Source organism: Cellulomonas endometrii, from assembly GCF_949769265.1.
Classification (GTDB): Bacteria; Actinomycetota; Actinomycetes; order Actinomycetales; family Cellulomonadaceae; genus Cellulomonas; species Cellulomonas endometrii.
Map to the genome: position 1 here is coordinate 16,686 of NZ_CATKPC010000013.1, position 18,249 is coordinate 34,934.

The window sequence follows — 18,249 nt, forward strand, 5'->3', positions numbered from 1 at the left end:
GCGCACGCCACGCCCGCCGCGCGGAACGGCGGGGAGGTCCCGGCCGTTCCCCCGGTGGTGCCCGGCCACCGGAGGGAGCCCCGCCCCGCGTCGTACCTGCACCGTCATGGGGCGCGACGGGCCCGGGTGCTTCATGCTGCTGTCCTCGGGACCGGCGCGCGCCGCGCCCGCCGTCCGTCCGTCTGGAGCCTGTGTGTCCGGTAACGCCACCACCCGGTTCGGGAACGTCTCGCTGCTCTCCGTGGCCAGCCGGCTCCCCTCCCGCATCACGTCGTCCGCGGACATCCAGCAGCGGCTGGGGTCGGCGCTGCACCGGCTGCGGCTCCCGCGGACGCTGCTGGAGCGGGTCGCGGGCGTGCAGGAGCGACGCAACTGGGCGCCCGGCGAGGACGCGGACAGCGCGACCGTCGCCGCCGGGAAGCAGGCGCTGCGCGACGCCGGCGTCAACCCCGCCGACGTCGGCCTGCTCATCAACACGTCGGTGACGCGCAAGCACCTGGAGCCCTCCGTCGCCGTGCGGCTGCACCACGGCCTGGGCCTGGGCAGCGACGCGATCAACTTCGACATCGCGAACGCGTGCCTCGGGTTCATCAACGGCATGAGCCTGGCGGCCGGGATGATCGAGTCGGGCCAGATCCGGTACGCGGTGATCGTCAACGGCGAGGACGCCGACGACATCCAGGACGCGACGATCGACCGGCTGCTGCGGACCGACGTCCGGCGCGAGGACTTCATGCAGGAGTTCGCGACCCTGACGCTGGGCTCGGGCTCGGCGGCGGCGGTGCTCGGCCGCACGGACGAGAACCCGGGCGGCCACCGCGTCCTCGGCGGGGTGACCCGGGCGGCGACGAGGTTCCACGACCTGTGCGTCGGGTCCGCCGACGGCATGTTCACCGACGCCCGCGCGCTGCTGCAGGGCGGGCTGGACCTGGTCGTCGACGCGTGGCACGAGGCCTCGACGGAGTGGGACTGGGCGGGCATGGACCGGTACATCACGCACCAGGTCTCCCGCGTGCACACCGACGCGATCGTCAAGGCCGTCGGCCTCGACCGCAAGCGCGTCCCGACCACGTACCCGCACCTCGGCAACGTCGGCCCCGCGTCCGTCCCGATCACCCTGGTCGAGGAGCAGGACTCCCTGCGCGCGGGCGACCGGGTGCTGCTCATGGGCGTCGGCTCCGGCATCAACACGGCGATGATGGAGCTCGCCTGGTGAGCCGTCCGACCACCCGGCCCGCCACCCACGCACCGGCGGACCTCCCGGGCCTCGACGCGCGGTTCAGCCGGGTGCTGGCGGTGCCGCCGGCGTCGGGCACCGGCCCCGGCAGCCCCGGCGACCCCGGCTGGCACTACCTCGACACCGGCCCGGAGCTCGACGCGCGGGGCCTCACCGCCGTGGGGACCGTCCTGGCGGTGCACGGCAACCCCACGTGGTCGTACCTGTGGCGGCGGCTGCTGACCGCCTCGCTCGACGCCGCGGCGGCCGGTGCACCGGTCTGGCGCGTCGTCGCCGTCGACCAGCTCGAGATGGGGTTCTCGGCCCGGAGCGGCCGGCACCGCGCGCTGCCGGAGCGGGTGCGGGACCTGGGCGCGTTCACCGAGGCGCTGGGGCTCACGGGCCCCGTCGTCACGCTCGGCCACGACTGGGGCGGCGTGGTGAGCCTCGGCTGGGCGGTCGACCACCCCGGGCAGCTCGCGGGCGTCGCCCTGCTGAACACGGCCGTCGCCCACCCGGCGGACGAGCCGATCCCGGCGCCGCTGCGAGCCGCGGGCGCCGGGCCCGTGCTCCGGTTCGCGACGCGCACGACCCCGGCGTTCCTCGAGACGACGCTCGCGCTCGCGCACCCGTCGCTGCCCCGCGACGTCGCGGACGCGTACCGCGCGCCGTACCCGCGGGCCACGGACCGCGACGGCATCGAGGGGTTCGTCGCGGACATCCCCGCCGATCCCTCGCACCCCTCGCACGCGGAGCTGTCGCGGATCGCCGCGGGGGTCGCGGGCCTCGAGGTGCCGGCGCTGCTGCTCTGGGGGCCGCGCGACCCGGTGTTCGGCGACCGGTACCTGGACGACCTGGTCGACCGGCTGCCGCAGGCGCGGGTGCACCGGTTCGAGGGCGCGGGGCACCTGGTCGCCGAGGACGTGGACTGGCCGCCGGCGGTGCTGGACTGGCTGCGCGAGTCGGTCGGCGCGGGCCGTCCCGCCGACCGCCCCGCCGCGGAGCCGCCCGCCGACGTCGCGCCGTTCACCCCGCTGTGGTCGCGCCTCGACGCCCGCGCGGACGACCCGGGTCCGGCGGTCCTCGACATGGCCGCGGGCGACCCGCCCCGCACGGTGTCCTGGCGGCTGCTCGCCCGGCAGGTCCGGCGGATCGCCGCGGGCCTCCACGCGCTGGGTGTCCGCCCGGGCGACCGCGTGTCGCTGCTCGTCCAGCCCGGCCCGACGCTGACGGCGCTCGTCTACGCGTGCCTGCGGATCGGCGCGGTGGTCGTCGTCGCCGACGCGGGGCTCGGTGCGCGCGGCCTCACCCGGGCGCAGCGCGGCGCCCAGCCCGACTACCTGGTCGGGCAGACGAAGGCGCTCGTCGCCGCGCGCGCCCTGGGCTGGCCCGGCGTGCGGATCGCGACCGACGCGCTGACCCCGGCGGAGCGCCGCGTCCTCGGCGTCGCGCACCAGCTGACCGACGTCGCCGACGCCGGCCGGGACGAGGTGCTGCCGCCCGAGCCCGGCCCGGCCGACGAGGCCGCCGTGCTGTTCACCTCGGGCTCCACCGGCCCCGCCAAGGGCGTCGTCTACACGCATGCGCAGCTCTCGGCCCTGCGGGACGTGCTCGGCGCGCACTTCGACGTGCACCCCGACAGCGGGCTGGTCACCGGCTTCGCGCCGTTCGCGCTGCTGGGCCCGGCCCTCGGGACGCGGTCCGTGACCCCCGACATGGACGTGTCGTCGCCCCGCACGCTGACGGCACGGGCGGTCGCGGACGCGGTCCGGGCGTCCGACGCGGCGATCGTGTTCCTGTCCCCCGCGGCGATCCTCAACGTCGTGGCCACGGCGGACGACCTGGGCACCGACGACCGCGAGGCGCTCGCGCGCGTCCGGACGTTCCTGTCGACGGGCGCGCCGATCAGCGCGGACCTGCTCGGCTCCGCAGCGGACCTCATGCCCGCCGCCCGTGCGCACACCCCCTACGGGATGACCGAGTGCCTGCTGGTCACGGACATCGACCTGGACGGCATCCGCGCCGCCGCGTCGGCCCCGGACGCGGGCGTGTGCGTCGGCACGCCCGTCGGGCCCGGCGAGGTGCTCATCAGCGCGCTCGACGCCGACGGGGCCGCCTCCGGCGACCCGGGCACGGCGCCGGGGGTCCTCGGCGAGGTGCTCATCCGCGCACCGCACCTCAAGCAGCGCTACGACCGGCTCTGGCTGACCGACCGCGCGGCGGCCCGCGACACGCCGCCCGGGCGCTGGCACCGGACCGGGGACGTCGGGCACCTGGACGACCAGGGCCGGCTGTGGATCGAGGGCAGGCTCGCGCACGTGCTGACCACCCCGGACGGGCCGCTCGCCCCCGTGGGCCCGGAGCAGCACGTCGAGCGGGTGCCGGAGGTCCGGCGCGCGGCGGTGGTCGGCGTCGGTCCCGCGGGCGTCCAGCAGGCGGTGGCGGTCGTCGAGACGCGGGCCGGCGTCCGGCGTCCGGGTCTCGCGCCGGAGCGGCTGACCGCGGCCGTGCGGGCCGCCTCGCCCGTCCCGCTCGCCGCCGTGCTGGTGCTCCCGATGATGCCGACCGACGTGCGGCACAACTCCAAGCTCGACCGGGCGCGCCTGGCCGGGTGGGCGACGCGGGTGCTGGCCGGCGGCCGGGTGGGGGCGCCGTGACCGTCCTCGTCACCGGGGCGTCCGGCCTGCTCGGCGGCGCCGTGGCGCGCGTCCTCGTCGCGCGCGGGGAGGACGTCCGGACCCTCCAGCGCCGGCCGTCGGGTGTCCCCGGCGCGTCGGACCTCGCCGGCTCCGTCACGGACCCCGCCGCGGTGGCCCGGGCGGTCGAGGGCGTCGACGCGGTCGTGCACCTCGCGGCGCGGGTCTCGCTGGCCGGGGCGCGCTCCGAGTTCGACGCCGTCAACATCGGCGGCACCACGACGCTGCTCGACGCGGCGGAGCGCGCGGGCGTGCGGCGGTTCGTGCAGGTGTCGTCCCCCTCCGTCGCCCACGCGGGGGCCGCGCTCGTCGGGGTCGGCGCGTCGCCCGCCGACCCGGCCCGCGCCCGCGGGGACTACGCCCGCACGAAGGCCGCCGCGGAGCTGCTCGCGCTGGACCGGGACGGCGGCTCCGGCGGCCTCGCGGTCGTCGCTGTCCGCCCGCACCTGGTCTGGGGGCCGGGCGACACCCAGCTCGTCGAGCGGGTGCTGGACCGCGCCGCCCGCGGCCGCCTCCCGCTGCTCGACCGGGGCGCGGCCCTGATCGACACCACCTACGTGGACAACGCCGCCGACGGCATCGCGGCCGCCCTGGACCGCGCCGACGCCGTCCACGGCCGCGCGTACGTCCTCACCAACGGCGAGCCGCGCACCGTCGCGGACCTGCTGACCGGCATCTGCCGCGCCGGCGGCGTCCGGCCGCCGGCGTGGCACGTGCCCGCGCGGGTGGCCCGCACGGCCGGCGGCCTGGTCGAGGCCGTCTGGCGGCTGCGGCCCGGCACCGACGAGCCGCCGATGACCCGGTTCCTCGCCGAGCAGCTGTCCACCGCGCACTGGTTCGACCAGCGGGCCACGCGCGCGGACCTGCGGTGGCGGCCGGCCGTCGGCATCGACGAGGGGTTCGACCGCCTCGCCGCGCACTACCGCGCGCGGGGCTGACCCGGCCGTCGCCCGTCGACCGGCGTCCACCGCGGGCCGTCGCGCCGGTCGACAGCGGCGCGCCGGACCTCCGCGAGGTCGCGGACCCGCTCGGTGACGCGGCGCCCGATGGTGGTCGCGCCCGGGTCCCCCAGGGCCAGGTACCGCACGACCACCCGCGCCTCGCCCGCCACCACCGCGACGTCCTGCGCCTCGACCTTCGTCAGCTCGCGGGCGGCGTCGGCGGCGGCCGGCAGGACCGCCGCTGGGTCGACGCCCGGGTGCAGGAGGCCCACGGCGAGGGTCACGCGGTACGACGGCACGGCCCCATCCTCCCGGCTGCGCGGCACCCTCGGCGCACCGGACGCACAGGGCGTCGCGGTCAGCCCTCGCCGGGCCGCTCGGTGACCACCAGACGGTTGCCCCACGGGTCGCGGACGTGCGCGAACCGCTCGCCCGGGTCCCCGACAGGCGCGCCGACGACCTCGCTCCCCAGACCCGCGAGCCGGTCGACCACGGCGTCGAGCTCGTCGGTGTAGAGCACGAACGCGGGGTGCCCGGTGTCGGGGCGCGGCTCCCCCGCGGAGCCCGCGAGCAGCCACAGACCCGCCTCAGCGAGGGCGGGGCCGACGTGCAGCAGCCGCACGTCGGGCTCGAGCCGCGAGTCGTGGAGCACGCGCCAGCCGAACGCGCTCACGTAGAAGTCCCGGGCGGCATCCTGGTCGGGCACGAGGAGCGCGAGGCGTCCGATCGTCGTCGTCACGGGGCCCAGCATGCCGGGTGACACCCGCACGCCGCCATGGCCTGCCCGGTCCTGTCCCGGACCTCGGGCCGGCGTGCTCGGGCCGGCGTGCTCGGGCTGGCGTGCTCGGTCGGCGGGCCCGACCGGCCGAGAACGGCGAAGGCGCCTCAGAGGGCCGACCCGTCACCCCGCCGTCCTGCTCCCCGGTGGACGAGCTCGCGCTCCCACGTGGCCGTCGAGCTCTGCACCTCTCCCGACACGTACTCCGTCACCTCGCCCGTCGGGCGGTACCCGAGCGCGCGCCAGAACGGTTCCGCCGCGTCCGCGTTGGTCGCGACGATCCCGAGCCGCAGCCGGTCGACGTCCCCCCACCCGAGCGCCTGCTCGACGACGCGGTCGTGCAGCAGCCGGCCGAGCCCACGACCACGCCGCTGCTCGTGCACCACCAGCAGGCCGACGTGCGCGACGCCGGCCCGGGGCCAGCCGTGCAGGACGTCCGCGAACGCGAGGAGCCCGCCCGACCCGGGATCGGCCCACAGCCCGAGCCCGGTCTTCCTCGCGCGCTCGAGGCCCGGCGGCAGGGCGGTCAGCACGTCCCCGGCGTCCGTCGGGCGGGGCGGGCGGCCCAGGACCCGCCGCGAGTAGTCCGGTGCGGCCTCCAGCAGCTCCTGGAGCGCTCGGACGTCATCCGCGTCCTCGGGGCTCAGCGGTCGGACGTGGGGCACGCGCCCATCATGTCAGCGGCCTGCGGTGGCGCGACACGACAGAGGCCCAGGATCGTGATGATCCTGGGCCTCTGGTCTGAGCCGCCTAAGAGAATCGAACTCTTGACCTTCTCATTACGAGTGAGACGCTCTGCCGACTGAGCTAAGGCGGCGCGCCCGCGCCACTGGTGGACGGGCACGGACACTGTACCTGGCGCACGGCCCAGCGACCAAAGCGGTCCGCCACCGCGAGGCGGTGCCCCGCGCGCTGCCCGGCCACCTGCTACCCAGGCGCCTGCGCCAGCGATCGACGGGCCGAGCGCCCGGTCGGCGCCGCCTGCCATCGGGGCGCATGGGCAGCCAGACGCTCCGCACGGGTGTCGAGGGCCGCCCGGATCGCGTCACGCATGGTGGTCGCGTCCGCGTGGTAGCCGTCGTCGCCTGGTCTCGCACGCGTCACCCAGGCGGCGACGACGTCGGCGTTGGCGCAGGCAAGCACGTCAACGGGACGCGACGGGTCTCCGACGTCGATGACGGGCTTGCCGTTCTTGATGTCCCTCGGGTTCCGCGCACGCCAGCACACCCAGCGTGCTCCCGGGACCTGCGCCATCACGACGTCGCCGACGTGGACCGCCACCTGCTCCCAGAGCAGGAGGAGCCAGCCGGGCGCCTGGCGTGGTCCGTCCGGGGTGGGGACGAAGCCAGGGTTCCCCGGGCCCGCCCATCCCGGCCGGAAGTCGACCTCGGCATGCTCCTGCGGCCCCAGGACTGCCTCGATGTACCACTCGTTCAGGGGGACGAGGCCGTCGACGGACACGTCCAGCGCCAGACCGTCGGCAGCGAGGCGCTCCGCGAGCTCGGACCGCCGCAGTGACAGATTCGAGGTGAGCTCGTCGACGTGCGCGTCCGCCTCGTCCCAGGAGGCCGCGGCGTGGATGTACACGTCGGTCATGGGAATGAACGTCCCGGCCCGCGCCTCACCTCACGTGCGCCGTCCAGCATGGCGACCACGTGCTGGGGGCGCTCTCACGGCGGGCGAACACCACCGCGTTCTCCTGCGACAGACCCGGTCCCTTCACCGCCGTCGCTGCGTTGTCCTCGAGCCCCGTGATCATGACTGAGGCGCCGGCACGCGCAGTGACCGAGCGCCCTTCGGGCCCGTGGGAGCGGCCTGCCACCGCGGTGGGTGCGCCGCCAGGTAGAGCGAACGGTCCTCCAGCACCTTCTGGACCTCGTCGCGCATGCGCGTGGGGTGCGCCTGGTACCGGTCGCTGCCGGGCACCGCGCGGCTGACCCACGCGGCGACCACTCCCGCGTTCGCGAGCGAGATGACGTCAGCCGGCCACACCGGTACACCGACGTCGACCGACGGCATGCCGTTGTAGGCGTCGCGAGGATTCCGAGCGCGCCAGCACACCCACCGGGAGCCCGTGACCTCGGCCATCACGACGTCGGCGACGTAGATCGCCACCTGCTCCCAGAGGAGCAGCAGCCACCCAGGCGCCGCACGAGGTCCGTCCGGCCGGGGTCTGAACCGGGGACTCGGGGCGGGGAACCACTCGGGCCTGTAGTCCACGGCGTCATCCCGCTCTGCCTCGTCCAGCACGGCGTGGAGGTACCACTCGCCGAGGGGGACGAGGCTCTCGACCGATCGATCGAGTGACGGTCCACCGGCGGCCGTGACCCGCTGCGCGAGCTGCACTCTCCGCGTCGACGACACCGCCATGAGCGACTCGAAATGCGCGTCCGCCTCCTCCCATGAATCAGCCATGTGGAAGTACATGGTGCTCATGGTAGATGAATGACATAAGGGATGCCGAGGCTCGTCATCCGGGCCAGGAGGTCTTCGTCGGGACCCACGACACTTCGTCCATTCGCGAAGAAGTGCCATTCGATCTCGGTCAGCGGCCCGCGGCCACCAGCGAGATAGTCGGCGTCGCGGCCCACCTGGCGCCCGGCTCTCCCGGCGCCGTGAACCTTGCCGAGCTTCACCTCGTACCCGATGCGGTTCGCAAGGTCGGTGACGTCGAGGTACCGATCGATCTGCGCACCTGTCGAGCTGTGACCCGGTCGTCCAGGGAGGGCTGCGGGGGTCTCGTCGCGGAGCAGTCGTTCGGCATCGATCTCCCGTGTGAACGTCCCGGTCCCCCGCCTCACGTCGCGTGCGCCGTCCAGCATGGCGACCACATGCTTCGGGCTCATTCCCCGGCGGGCGAAAGCGAGCACGTTCTCCTCCGACAGACCCCGTCCCTTCAGCACGGTCGCGGCGTTGTCGAACGCCTCGTCGAGCACCTTGATCCGGAGCCCCGCGGGAATGCTGTCCGCCCTCCCCACGTACCTCAGCGCCGGCCCGACGTCCGCGAGCACGTTGTCGAGGTGCTTGACGAGCTTGGTGACGATCGACGCCGAGTCACCGACGTACGGGACGAGCGCGGCGAGGCTGAGGCCGGTCGAGACCAGGTCGCCCTTGGCGAGGCCGGCGAGCGCGTCCCGCACGTCGCCGACCCCGACGAACCCCGCCGCGAGCGCGCCGGAGACGAAGGCGAGGGACGTGCTCTCGCAGAACGCCCAGAAGTCCGCGTCACCGCAGAGTGCCCCGCGGGAGAAGTCGCCCGCGTACTCCCACCACTCCATCCGGACGTCGACGACGTCCGGGGAGAAGCCCGCGTCGGCAGCGTCGATCTCCCAGTCGTCGGTGAACCCGTCCCCGTCCGTGTCGTTCGACAACGGCTCGGTCTCGTGGACCATCAGCTCGGCGTAGTCGCTCAGACCGTCGCGGTCGTAGTCCCGCTGGAACGCGCGGCTGACATTGGCGACCTCGAACCAGTCGTCGAGCCCGTCGAAGTCGGAGTCCACGCGCGTCGGGTTCGACACGGCTCGGTAGTAGGTACTCGCCCCGAACTGGCCCTGGTCGCAGAGCGCCCCCATCTCGGCACCGTCCGGCAGACCGTCGCCGTCCGTGTCCGCGACCGCCGGGTCGGTGCGGTAGACCGCACCCGTTCCCGTGCGCAGACCGGAGGACTCGGCCTGGTCCGCCAGGCCGTCACCGTCCGCGTCCGGAATCGCCTGGTCGTCGTCCAGGGCGGTCCCGACCTCGCTCGAGATGTCGCCGAATGCGTCGCTGAGCGCCTCAGGCTCCAGAACCTGGTACGACTTGCCCCCCGTCGCCGAGGCGATGCCTCCCAGGAGCCCCGTGTCCGCGCTCGCGCCGAGAGCGACGGTGTAGATGAGGGTGTCCGTCTCGACGGCGCGTTCCGTGAGGGTGTCCCAGTACGGCCCCTCGCCGTCAGTGAGCATGACGATGACACGCTGATGCGCTGGGGAGCCGTTCTCGCTGAGCTCCCCGAGAGCGGCCTGCACCGCGTATCCGAGGTGGGTGCCACCCGAGTCGTCGATCGTCCCGATCGCTGCGCGGACGGCTTCCCGGTCCTCGGTGAGGCCCTGGACGACCGTCGCCCAGTCGTCGAAGTCCACGACCGCCGCACGGTCACCCGCGAGCAGTGCGTCGACGTACGCGATCGCCGCGTCGCGGCGTGCCCCCTGAGGATCGTTGTCCAGCATGGAGCCCGAGGAGTCCAGGGTGAGCACCACGTCGACGTTGTCGTACTTGGCCCGCGGGGTCGGCATCTCGCTCTGCCAGATCGCCTCGAACTCCGCGACGTCGACCACCACGTAGGTCGTCGGGTGCAACGCGGTCGGCGGCTCGAGCGGCGTACACGTCTCGACGGCGGATGCGGCCCGGGCAAGGGTGGGAACCGGCCCGCCGGACCGGACGCCGACGTGGACCTGCCCGGTCTCGAGGTCCGTCCAGTGCGCGGTCGGCTCGAACGCACCGGTCGTCTCGTCCAGGCTGAGCGCCATGACGTCGTCCTCGTCCGCGACGTCCGAGGCGTCGAAGGGGATCGACAGCGTGCCCCATGCGCCGTCGGGCAGCACGAGGTCCACCGGCGAGGACAGGAGCCCCAGGCCCTGCTCCTCGAGGCGCACGTCCTCGGTGGGAGCCAGGCGGACGGGGAGAATCGCGTCGACAGCACCCGAGACCTCGACCTCGGCGCCGCTGCTCTCGAGCGCGACGGTCCGGTGGAAGACATCCCACCGGTCCTCGACTCCGTTGTCGTCGGAGTCCGTGCGGAGCGGGTCGGCGCCGACGAGCTGCTCGTCGTGGTCGCCGACCGAGTCGCCGTCGGTGTCGGCGCGGAGCGGGTCGGTCCCGCCTGCGCTCTCGGCACCGTCCTCCAGCCCGTCACCATCCGTGTCCGAGCGGCCGGGGTGCGTCCCCGCACGGATCTCGTCGGCGTCCGCGACACCGTCGCCGTCGGCGTCGTCGAGGCCGTCCGCCACGCCGTCGGCGTCCGTGTCGGCGGTCAGCGGGTCCGTGCCGGTGAGGAACTCGTCCGCGTCAGCCAGACCGTCGCCGTCGCTGTCGGCGCCGGTGGGCGAGGTGCCGAGCGCGAGCTCCAGCGCGTCAGGTACACCGTCACCGTCGGTGTCCGCCTCGGGATCGACGGGCGTCTCGGGGGTCGGGTCCTGCTGCGTCGTCTCGCACGCGACGAACGTGTTCGTGCCCGTCGACCCGTCGCACACGTCCTGATCGGGGCCGCCGTCGAGCGCGTCGTCCCCGGCACCCCCGTCCAGTCGGTCGGCGCCGTGCCCGGCACCCAGGGCGTCGGCCCCAGGCCCGCCCAGGAGGGTGTCGGCGTCGTTGCCACCGTCCAGCGCATCAGCGCCGGCGCCCCCGTCCAGCACGTCCTGCCCTGTGGCACCGGTGAGGACGTCGTCGCCGTCGCCACCGGCGACGGCATCGTGATCGTTCTCTCCTGCGAGGACGTCGTTGCCGGGACCGCCGTCGATCTCGTCGTCGCCGGTGCCCCCGAACGCCAGGTCCGCGCCGGCCTCACCGCGCAGGACGTCGTTCTCGTTGCCGCCTCGCAGGGTGTCGTCGCCGTCGCCACCGTCGAGCGTGTCGTGCCCGACGCCGCCGTCGAGCGTGTCCCGTCCCGGTCCGCCGACCAGCGCGTCGTTCTCGTTGCCGCCGTCGAGCGTGTCGTCCCCGTCACCGCCTTCGAGCCGGTCGGCACCCGTCCCTGCCACCAGGAGGTCGTTCCCCCCGAGGCCGAGGAGGACGTCATCGCCGTTGCCACCGCACAGGACGTCGTCGCCCGGGGTCCCCGTCAGCGTGTCGGGACCATCGGTCCCACGGACGGTGCACGACGGCGTCACTGCTGCCGGTGCAGCGGACGCCAGAGCCGACGGAGCGGCTGCTTGCGTCGCCGCCGCAACCGCCAGCGCGACGAGGACGCCGACCGTCCGCCCGCGACGACGGGTGATCCACCTGGTGCTCACGTGCGCTCCCCTGCTCCGACCGGTACCTGGTCGGAACCTAGGGAAGCGTCAGCGCCGCCGGGGCCGGTTCCCGCGCGGTTCACCCGGTCGGCCCCGCACGGCATCCGGATGCGTCAGCAGCGGGTGCCCTCCTCGGGCACGGTGCCGTCGAGCAGGTACGCGTCGACGGCGTCCGCGATGCAGGAGTTCGACCGCCCGTACGCGGTGTGCCCCTCGCCCTCGTAGGTCAGGAGCGTGCCGGACTCCAGGGTCTTGGCGAGGCTCTCGGCCCAGGCGTAGGGCGTGGCCGGGTCGTTGGTCGTGCCGATGACGAGGATCGGGTCGGCGCCCTGGGCGGAGTAGTCGTCGAGGCCACCGGCCTCGGGCACGGGCCACTGGGCGCAGATGACGCCGCCGTAGCTGAAGAAGTACCCGACGGTCGGCGCGGCCTGCTCGATGGCGGCGGCCTGGGCGCGCATCTCGGCGACGTCGGTGGTGCCGCGGTCGTCGGCGCAGCCGATGGACCAGAACGCCGGCGTGGAGTTGCTGGCGTAGGTGCCGTCGGCGTTCCGGTCGTAGTAGAGGTCCGCGAGCTGGAGCAGGACGGCGCCGTTGCCCTCGGTCAGCGCGGCGTCGAGCCCCATCGTGAGGTACTGCCAGGAGCCCTCGTCGTACAGGGGCAGCGCGATCCCGCTGAACGCCAGGGCCCCGGTGAGCGGGCGGTCGGTGCCGGTGGGCAGCGGCGAGCGCCGGGCGCGGTCGAGCAGCGCCTTGATCTGGGCGAGGCCGTCGTCGACGGAGCCGGTCAGCGGGCAGTCGGCGCCGGCCTGGCAGTCCGCGACGTAGGCGCGCAGCGCGGACTCGAACCCCGCGGCCTGGCCCTCGGACAGCTCCTGCGGGCTGAGGGTCGGGTCGAGGGCGCCGTCCAGCACCAGGCGCCCGACCTGCTCCGGGAACAGCGCGGCGTAGGTGGCGCCGAGCTGGGTGCCGTAGGAGTAGCCGACGTAGCTCAGGGTCTCGTCGCCGAGCACCGCGCGCAGCACGTCCATGTCCTTGGCGGCGCTGACGGTGTCGACGTGCTCCAGCACCGGGCCGGAGTTCGCGAGGCACGCCGCGCCGAAGGCCCCGTACGCGGCCTCGGCCTCGGCGATGCCCGCGTCGGACGAGAAGTCGAAGTCGGTGGACACGAGCTCGTCCATGGTGGGGCCGTCGACACAGGTCACCGGGGTGGACGAGGCGACGCCGCGCGGGTCGAACCCGACGAGGTCGTACCGCTCGACGACCTGCTTGCCGAACCGCGGCAGGGCGATGCTGGACAGGGCGTCGATGCCGGAGGAGCCCGGACCGCCCGGGTTGATCAGCAGGGACCCGATCCGGTCCCCGGTGGCGACGTGCCGGCTGACGGCGATCTCGATGGTGTCGCCGTCGGGCTCGCCGTAGTCGAGCGGGACGACGAGGGTCGCGCACTCGAGGTCCCCGCACGGCTGCCAGTCGAGCTGCTGCGCGTAGATCGCGTCGAGCCCCCGGACGTCCGCGGCGGTCGGCTCGGGCTCCTGGGTGACCGAGGTCTGCTCCTTGGGCGCGACGCAGCCGGCCAGCGCGAGCGCCAGGACCGCGACGAGGGCGGCCACGCGGCCGGCGACCGCGCGCCGACGGGGCACGGCGTCGCCGGGGCGCGCGGGCAGGGGGCGAGGGGCTCTCGACGCGGGAGTCACCGAACCACGGTAACCGCCGCACGAGCCCGCCGCGGCACGGTCCGCAGGCCGCACCGGCGGCCTCCCGGGACGGGCGCGGTCAGGCCTGCGGCCGCAGCGCGATCATCATCGCCTCGACCGCCAGCAGCGGCGCGACGTTGCCCTCGAGCCGCGTGCGGGCCTCCCCGATGGCGTCCATCCGGCGCACGGTCTGCTCGGGCGTCGAGGACTCCGCGAGCGCCCGCGCCGACTCCTCGTGCTCCGCGTTCACCAGGTGCACGTCGGCACCCAGCTGCAGCACCAGGACGTCCCGGTAGTACGACAGCAGGTCGACCATCGCCCGGTCGAGGACGTCCCGCTGGGCGCGGGTGGCGCGGCGCTTCTGCTCCTCCTCCAGCTGGCGGACCTGCCCGCGCAGGGCCGGCGGGATGGTCGTGAGCCCGTCCGCGCCGAGCGAGTGCAGGAGCGCCTGCCGCTCGGCGGCGTCACGCTCCTCGGTCGCGGCCTTCGCGTCGGCCTGCGCCGTCTCGACCAGCTCGCCGGCGGCCAGCACCGCGTCGCCGACGCCGCGCACCCGCGGGGCGATCCGCAGCACCGCGGAACGGCGGGCCCGGGCCTCCGGGTCGCGCGCCAGCCGGCGGGCGACCCCGACGTGGGACTGCGCGGCGCGGGCGGCGACCAGCGCGACCTCCGGGTCGATGCCGTCCCGGCGCACCAGCAGCTCGGCGACCGCCTCGACCGGCGGGACCCGCAGCGCGACCGACCGGCTCCGCGAGCGCAGCGTGACCAGCACGTCCTGCGGGCTCGGGGCGCAGAGCAGCCACACGGTGCGCGGCGGGGGCTCCTCGATGGCCTTGAGCAGCACGTTGCCCGACGTCTCGTTCAGGCGGTCGGCGTCCTCGACCACGATGACGCGCCAGCGGCCCTGCGACGGCGCCCGCTGCGCGAGCTCGACCAGCGGCCGGACGGTGTCCGCGCGGATGACGACGCCCTCGGTGTTCACGAACGTCACGTCCGGGTGCGTGCCGGCCAGCACGGTCGCGCAGCCGGGGCTCCGCGGGTCGCCGCTCGGGTCCTGCAGGGCTGCGGCAAACGCCCGCGCGGCGTTGGAGCGTCCCGAGCCCGGCGGCCCGGTCAGGAGCCACGCGTGGGTCATCTTCGACGGGTCCGCCGCGGCGTCCCGCAGCACGGCGACGGCCGGCTCCTGCCCGACCACGTCGTCCCAGACGGTCGCCATCACGCGCCCCCGGCGGACGCGTCGACGCCGATGAGCGCCGCGACCCGCGCCCGCACGTCCGCGGCGATCTGCTCGACCGGGCGCGCCGCGTCGAGCACCAGCCACCGGCCGGGGTCGGCGGCGGCACGCGCCAGGAAGGCCTCGCGGGTGCGGCGGTGGAAGTCCTCGCCGGCGCTCTCCAGCCGGTCCGGCTGGTCGGGGCGACCCTGCAGCCGGCCGAGCCCGGTGGCGGCGTCGAGGTCGAGCAGCACGGTCAGCGCCGGGAGCAGGCCACCGGTCGCCCACAGCGACAGCCGCTCGACCTCGGCCGCCCCGAGGTCGCGGCCGGAGCCCTGGTACGCCACGGACGAGTCGAGGTAGCGGTCGGTGACGACCACGGCGCCGGAGGCGAGCGCGGGCCGGACCAGCGACGCGACGTGGTGCGCGCGGTCCGCGGCGTAGATCAGCGCCTCGGTGCGCGGGTCGAGGTGCTCGCCGTGGAGGACCTCGCGGCGCAGCACCCGGCCCAGCTCCGTGCCGCCGGGCTCGCGCGTCAGCACGACGGTGCGCCCGAGGCCGGTGAGCCACTCGCCGAGCAGGCGGGACTGCGTCGACTTGCCGCTGCCGTCGCCGCCCTCGAACGAGACGAACAGGCCCGCGGGCACGTCGGGGGCGGAGGTCGCAGGCGGCGCGGGCGGCTCGGGCAGGGTCACGGGCGCCAGGGTATCCACGCCGGCCGACACTCTCCCCACGCGGCCACCCGGTGCGCCACACTGGACCGTGACCTCGCCGCGGGTCGAGACCGACCTCTCGCTCCCGGCCGTCCCCTGCCCGGGCGCCGACCCGGAGCTCGAGCGGTTCGGCCGGCTCGCCGCCGCGCACCTGGGCGTCCCCGTGGCGCTCGTGTCCGTCCTCACCGAGACCGAGCAGCTGATCCTCGGGGCGGTCGGCCTCCCGCCGGAGCTCGACGCGACGCGGCGGCTGCCCCTGTCCCACGCGCTGTGCCTGGACGTGGTGCGGCGCAAGGACGCGGTCGTGGTCGGCGACGCCCGCACGGACCCGTCGCTCGCCGGGCACGGCGCGGTCACGGACCTCGACGTCGTGGCGTACGCCGGCTTCCCGCTGCGGGACGACTCCGACGAGGTCGTCGGCGCGCTGTGCGCCATCGACACCGTGCCGCGGGTGTGGACGCCCGCGGACCTGGCCTACCTCGCGGACCTGGCGGCTGCGTGCAGCAGCGAGCTGCGGCTGCGCGGCGAGCGGGAGCGGGCCCGCCGCTCGCAGCGCCAGGCGACCGAGGCGCACCGGCACAGCCGCCTGCTGCTGATGATGGCCGAGGCGTTCACCGCGGCGACCACGGTGCGGGAGGTCACCCGCGCGGTCTCCCGGGTCGCCGCGATCGGGCTGGGCGCGCCGATGAGCGGGATCGCCTTGCTGGACGCCGACGGCGAGGGGCTGACGTACACGTCGATGGACGCCTTCGACGGGCACGGCGTCGAGGCGCTGCGGCACGCGCGGATCACCGACGACCGGCCCGTGTCGTACGTCGCGCGCACCCGCAACCCCGTGTACTTCCGGGACCACACCTCGATGGTCGCGCGGTTCCCGGACGTGGGGCGCCCCGACGCCGACCGCGACAGGCCGCTGCCCGACGGCGGCCGCGCCGTCCTGCCGCTCGTGTCGCGCGGCCGGCTGCTGGGCGTGCTCACGCTCGGGTGGCCGGTGCCCCGGCAGTTCCGGCAGGAGAACCGCGAGATCAAGAGCGCGCTGGCCGGGTACACCGCCCAGGCCCTCGAGCGTGCCCTCCTGCTCGACCAGCGCCGCGACGTCGCCCGCACGCTCCAGGACGCCATGCTGACCGCGCTGCCGGAGCACGCGAGCTTCCGGCTGGCCGCGTACTACCTGCCGTCGGCCCAGGCGGACCAGGTGGGCGGCGACTGGTACGACGGCGTCGTGCTGCCGGGCGGCGACCTGGCGGTGATGGTCGGGGACGTCACGGGCCACGACATGGACGCCGCCGCGCGGATGGGCCAGCTGCGCTCGATGCTGCGCGCGTTCGCCTGGGACCGGCCGGGCGCGGCCCCCTCCTCGTGGCTCGCGCGGCTGGACCGGGCGGACGACGGGCTCGCGATCGGGACGGTCGCCAGCGCGGTGGCCGCGCGGTTCTCGCCGGGCCGCCCGGGCGACCCCTCCACCCCCGCACGGGTGCGCTGGTCCGACGCCGGCCACCCCCCGCCGGTGCTGGTCCGGCCGGGCGAGGGCGGCCGCGTGCTGGACCCCGGCAGCGACCTGCTGCTCGGCGTCGACCCCGACGCGCACCGCCGCGACCACACCCTCGACCTGCTGCCCGGCGACACGTTCCTGCTCTACACCGACGGGCTCGTCGAGCGGCGCGACGTGTCCCTGGACCACGCGCTGGACCGGCTCGCGCGGGAGGCCGGGCGGCTGGCCGCCAAGGAGCCCGAGCGGTTCGTGCGGGAGCTCACCGCGGCGCTGGTGGACGGGCGGCCGGCGGACGACGTCGCGGTGCTCGCGGTGCGGGTGCTGCGCCCGCTGCCCGCCTGACACGACGCGCCCGGCACCGGCCCCTCGACGCCGCCCGGCGCGTCACTCCCCGGGGTAGACGACGCCCACCTGCGCGCGGACCTCGTCCATCGTCCGCATGACCGCGAGCGTGTCCGCCCAGGTCAGCCGCGGGCTCTCGGTCGCGCCCTCGGCGACCCGGCGCGCGACCTCGGCGGCCTCGTACTGCAGGCCCCGCTCGGTCGGCTGCTCGAACACCCAGGACCGCCCGTCGCGGCGCTGCACCCGGAACGACGTCGGCGCGTAGAACGAGCCCTCGACGGTGATGCTGCCCTCGGTCCCGGAGATCGCGGCGGTCGTCGGGGTCTTGGCCCACAGCGTCGTGGTGAGCAGCGCCTGCGCGCGGTCGCCGTAGGACAGGGCCATGCCGATCTGCCCGTCGACGCCGGTCTCGGTGAGCCGCCCGACGGCGCGGACCTCGTCCGGGACGCCCAGCAGGTCGTGCGCGAACGACACGGGGTAGACGCCGAGGTCCAGCAGCGCCCCGCCCGCGAGCGCCGGGTCGTACAGCCGGTGCGCCGGGTCGAACGGGAAGTACTGCCCGTGGTCGGCCTGCACGGTGATGATCTGCCCGATCTCCCCCGAGTCGATCACCTGGTGCAGCGCGGCGACGTGCGGCAGGAACCGCGTCCACATCGCCTCCATGACGAACACCCCGGCGGCCCGCGCGGCCGCGAGGACCTCCTCGGCCTCGCCCGCGTTGCGCGTGAACGCCTTCTCGACCAGCACGTGCTTGCCGGCGGCGATGGCCAGCAGGGCGTGCTCGCGGTGCTCGGAGTGGGGGGTGGCGACGTAGACGACGTCCACCTGCGGGTCCTCCACCAGGTCCCGGTACCCCAGGTGCGTGGTGGGGATGCCGTGCGCGGTGGCGAACCGCTCGGCGCGGACGTGGTCCCGCGAGCCGACGGCGACGAGCTGCGCCCGGGTGCTGCTGCGGACCGCGTCGGCGAACGCGCCGGCGATGCCGCCGGCGCCCAGGATCCCCCAGCGGATCGGCGGGGCGGTGCGCGGGTCTTCGGTGAGTGCCATGCCGCCGACCCTAGTGCGGCGCCGCCCGCGGCGGGATGCCGCCGACCGGGTGGCCGGAACCCGCCCCGCGGCGGGCCGGTCCGCGCCATCATGGCCGTGGGCACCGGCCTGGCGCGGTGCGGGACCGAGC

Annotated in this window: 14 protein-coding genes and 1 tRNA gene; 4 read left to right on the forward strand and 11 right to left on the reverse strand. The window is 75.5% G+C overall.

Annotated features, from left to right (window positions below):
* Positions 1-193 precede the first annotated feature (193 nt).
* The 3 genes from QNH85_RS13880 to QNH85_RS13890 are packed head-to-tail and all read left to right on the forward strand — an operon-like array spanning position 194 to position 4,850.
* A complete protein-coding gene (locus tag QNH85_RS13880; protein WP_282947334.1) occupies positions 194-1,216 on the forward strand; it encodes a 3-oxoacyl-ACP synthase III in 1,023 nt (340 codons plus the stop codon).
* Positions 1,213-3,873 (forward strand): alpha/beta fold hydrolase, encoded by a 2,661-nt coding sequence (locus QNH85_RS13885; protein WP_282947336.1) that lies wholly within the window; start codon positions 1,213-1,215, stop codon positions 3,871-3,873. Before QNH85_RS13880 ends, QNH85_RS13885 begins: the two co-directional genes overlap by 4 nt.
* A complete protein-coding gene (locus QNH85_RS13890) occupies positions 3,870-4,850 on the forward strand; it encodes an NAD-dependent epimerase/dehydratase family protein (RefSeq protein WP_282947337.1) in 981 nt (326 codons plus the stop codon). The genes QNH85_RS13885 and QNH85_RS13890 overlap by 4 nt, the downstream gene beginning before the upstream one ends.
* On the opposite strand, the gene QNH85_RS13895 is transcribed toward QNH85_RS13890, so the two are convergent.
* The 10 genes from QNH85_RS13895 to tmk all read right to left on the reverse strand — a co-directional run bounded on the left by QNH85_RS13895 (position 4,832) and on the right by tmk (position 15,220).
* A complete protein-coding gene (locus tag QNH85_RS13895; protein WP_282947338.1) occupies positions 4,832-5,152 on the reverse strand; it encodes a hypothetical protein in 321 nt (106 codons plus the stop codon). The genes QNH85_RS13890 and QNH85_RS13895 overlap by 19 nt on opposite strands.
* A 59-nt stretch (positions 5,153-5,211) precedes the next feature.
* The gene (locus QNH85_RS13900; RefSeq protein ID WP_282947339.1) at positions 5,212-5,592 is read right to left on the reverse strand and encodes a VOC family protein; all 381 of its coding nucleotides are present in this window, start codon (positions 5,590-5,592) and stop codon (positions 5,212-5,214) included.
* A gap of 146 nt (positions 5,593-5,738) precedes the next feature.
* The gene (locus QNH85_RS13905; protein WP_282947341.1) at positions 5,739-6,296 is read right to left on the reverse strand and encodes a GNAT family N-acetyltransferase; all 558 of its coding nucleotides are present in this window, start codon (positions 6,294-6,296) and stop codon (positions 5,739-5,741) included.
* Between the two features lie 79 nt (positions 6,297-6,375).
* Positions 6,376-6,448 (reverse strand) — tRNA-Thr (locus QNH85_RS13910).
* A 110-nt stretch (positions 6,449-6,558) separates the two neighbouring features.
* On the reverse strand, positions 6,559-7,227 hold the full coding sequence (locus tag QNH85_RS13915) for a hypothetical protein (protein ID WP_213280689.1): 669 nt from the start codon (positions 7,225-7,227) through the stop codon (positions 6,559-6,561).
* A gap of 159 nt (positions 7,228-7,386) precedes the next feature.
* The gene (locus QNH85_RS13920) at positions 7,387-8,067 is read right to left on the reverse strand and encodes a hypothetical protein (RefSeq protein WP_213280690.1); all 681 of its coding nucleotides are present in this window, start codon (positions 8,065-8,067) and stop codon (positions 7,387-7,389) included.
* Positions 8,064-11,618: a VWA domain-containing protein gene (locus QNH85_RS13925; protein ID WP_346016325.1), complete on the reverse strand. Its 3,555-nt coding sequence runs from the start codon at positions 11,616-11,618 to the stop codon at positions 8,064-8,066. Before QNH85_RS13925 ends, QNH85_RS13920 begins: the two co-directional genes overlap by 4 nt.
* A gap of 113 nt (positions 11,619-11,731) precedes the next feature.
* Entirely contained in the window at positions 11,732-13,312 is a 1,581-nt protein-coding gene (locus tag QNH85_RS13930) for an alpha/beta hydrolase (protein WP_282947342.1), read from the reverse strand.
* A 79-nt stretch (positions 13,313-13,391) separates the two neighbouring features.
* Complete coding sequence (locus QNH85_RS13935; RefSeq protein WP_213280693.1) at positions 13,392-14,528, reverse strand: DNA polymerase III subunit delta'; 1,137 nt, start codon at positions 14,526-14,528, stop codon at positions 13,392-13,394.
* On the reverse strand, positions 14,528-15,220 hold the full coding sequence (gene tmk / locus QNH85_RS13940; protein ID WP_282947345.1) for a dTMP kinase: 693 nt from the start codon (positions 15,218-15,220) through the stop codon (positions 14,528-14,530). The genes QNH85_RS13935 and tmk overlap by 1 nt, the downstream gene beginning before the upstream one ends.
* Positions 15,221-15,287: 67 nt before the next feature.
* On the opposite strand from tmk, the gene QNH85_RS13945 reads away from it, so the two are divergent.
* Positions 15,288-17,072 (forward strand): SpoIIE family protein phosphatase, encoded by a 1,785-nt coding sequence (locus QNH85_RS13945; RefSeq protein WP_282947347.1) that lies wholly within the window; start codon positions 15,288-15,290, stop codon positions 17,070-17,072.
* A gap of 42 nt (positions 17,073-17,114) precedes the next feature.
* Here QNH85_RS13945 and QNH85_RS13950 read toward each other — a convergent pair whose 3' ends face one another.
* Positions 17,115-18,119, reverse strand: coding sequence for a Gfo/Idh/MocA family protein (locus tag QNH85_RS13950; protein ID WP_282947349.1), 1,005 nt, complete (start codon positions 18,117-18,119; stop codon positions 17,115-17,117).
* Positions 18,120-18,249 lie beyond the last annotated feature (130 nt).

Bases quoted from the DNA above. Each gene is read 5' to 3' on its own strand.
- QNH85_RS13915 (WP_213280689.1), bottom strand. From the start codon at position 7,227: ATGACCGACGTGTACATCCACGCCGCGGCCTCCTGGGACGAGGCGGAC.
- QNH85_RS13935 (WP_213280693.1), bottom strand. From the start codon at position 14,528: ATGGCGACCGTCTGGGACGACGTGGTCGGGCAGGAGCCGGCCGTCGCC.
- QNH85_RS13920 (WP_213280690.1), bottom strand. From the start codon at position 8,067: ATGAGCACCATGTACTTCCACATGGCTGATTCATGGGAGGAGGCGGAC.
- QNH85_RS13950 (WP_282947349.1), bottom strand. From the start codon at position 18,119: ATGGCACTCACCGAAGACCCGCGCACCGCCCCGCCGATCCGCTGGGGG.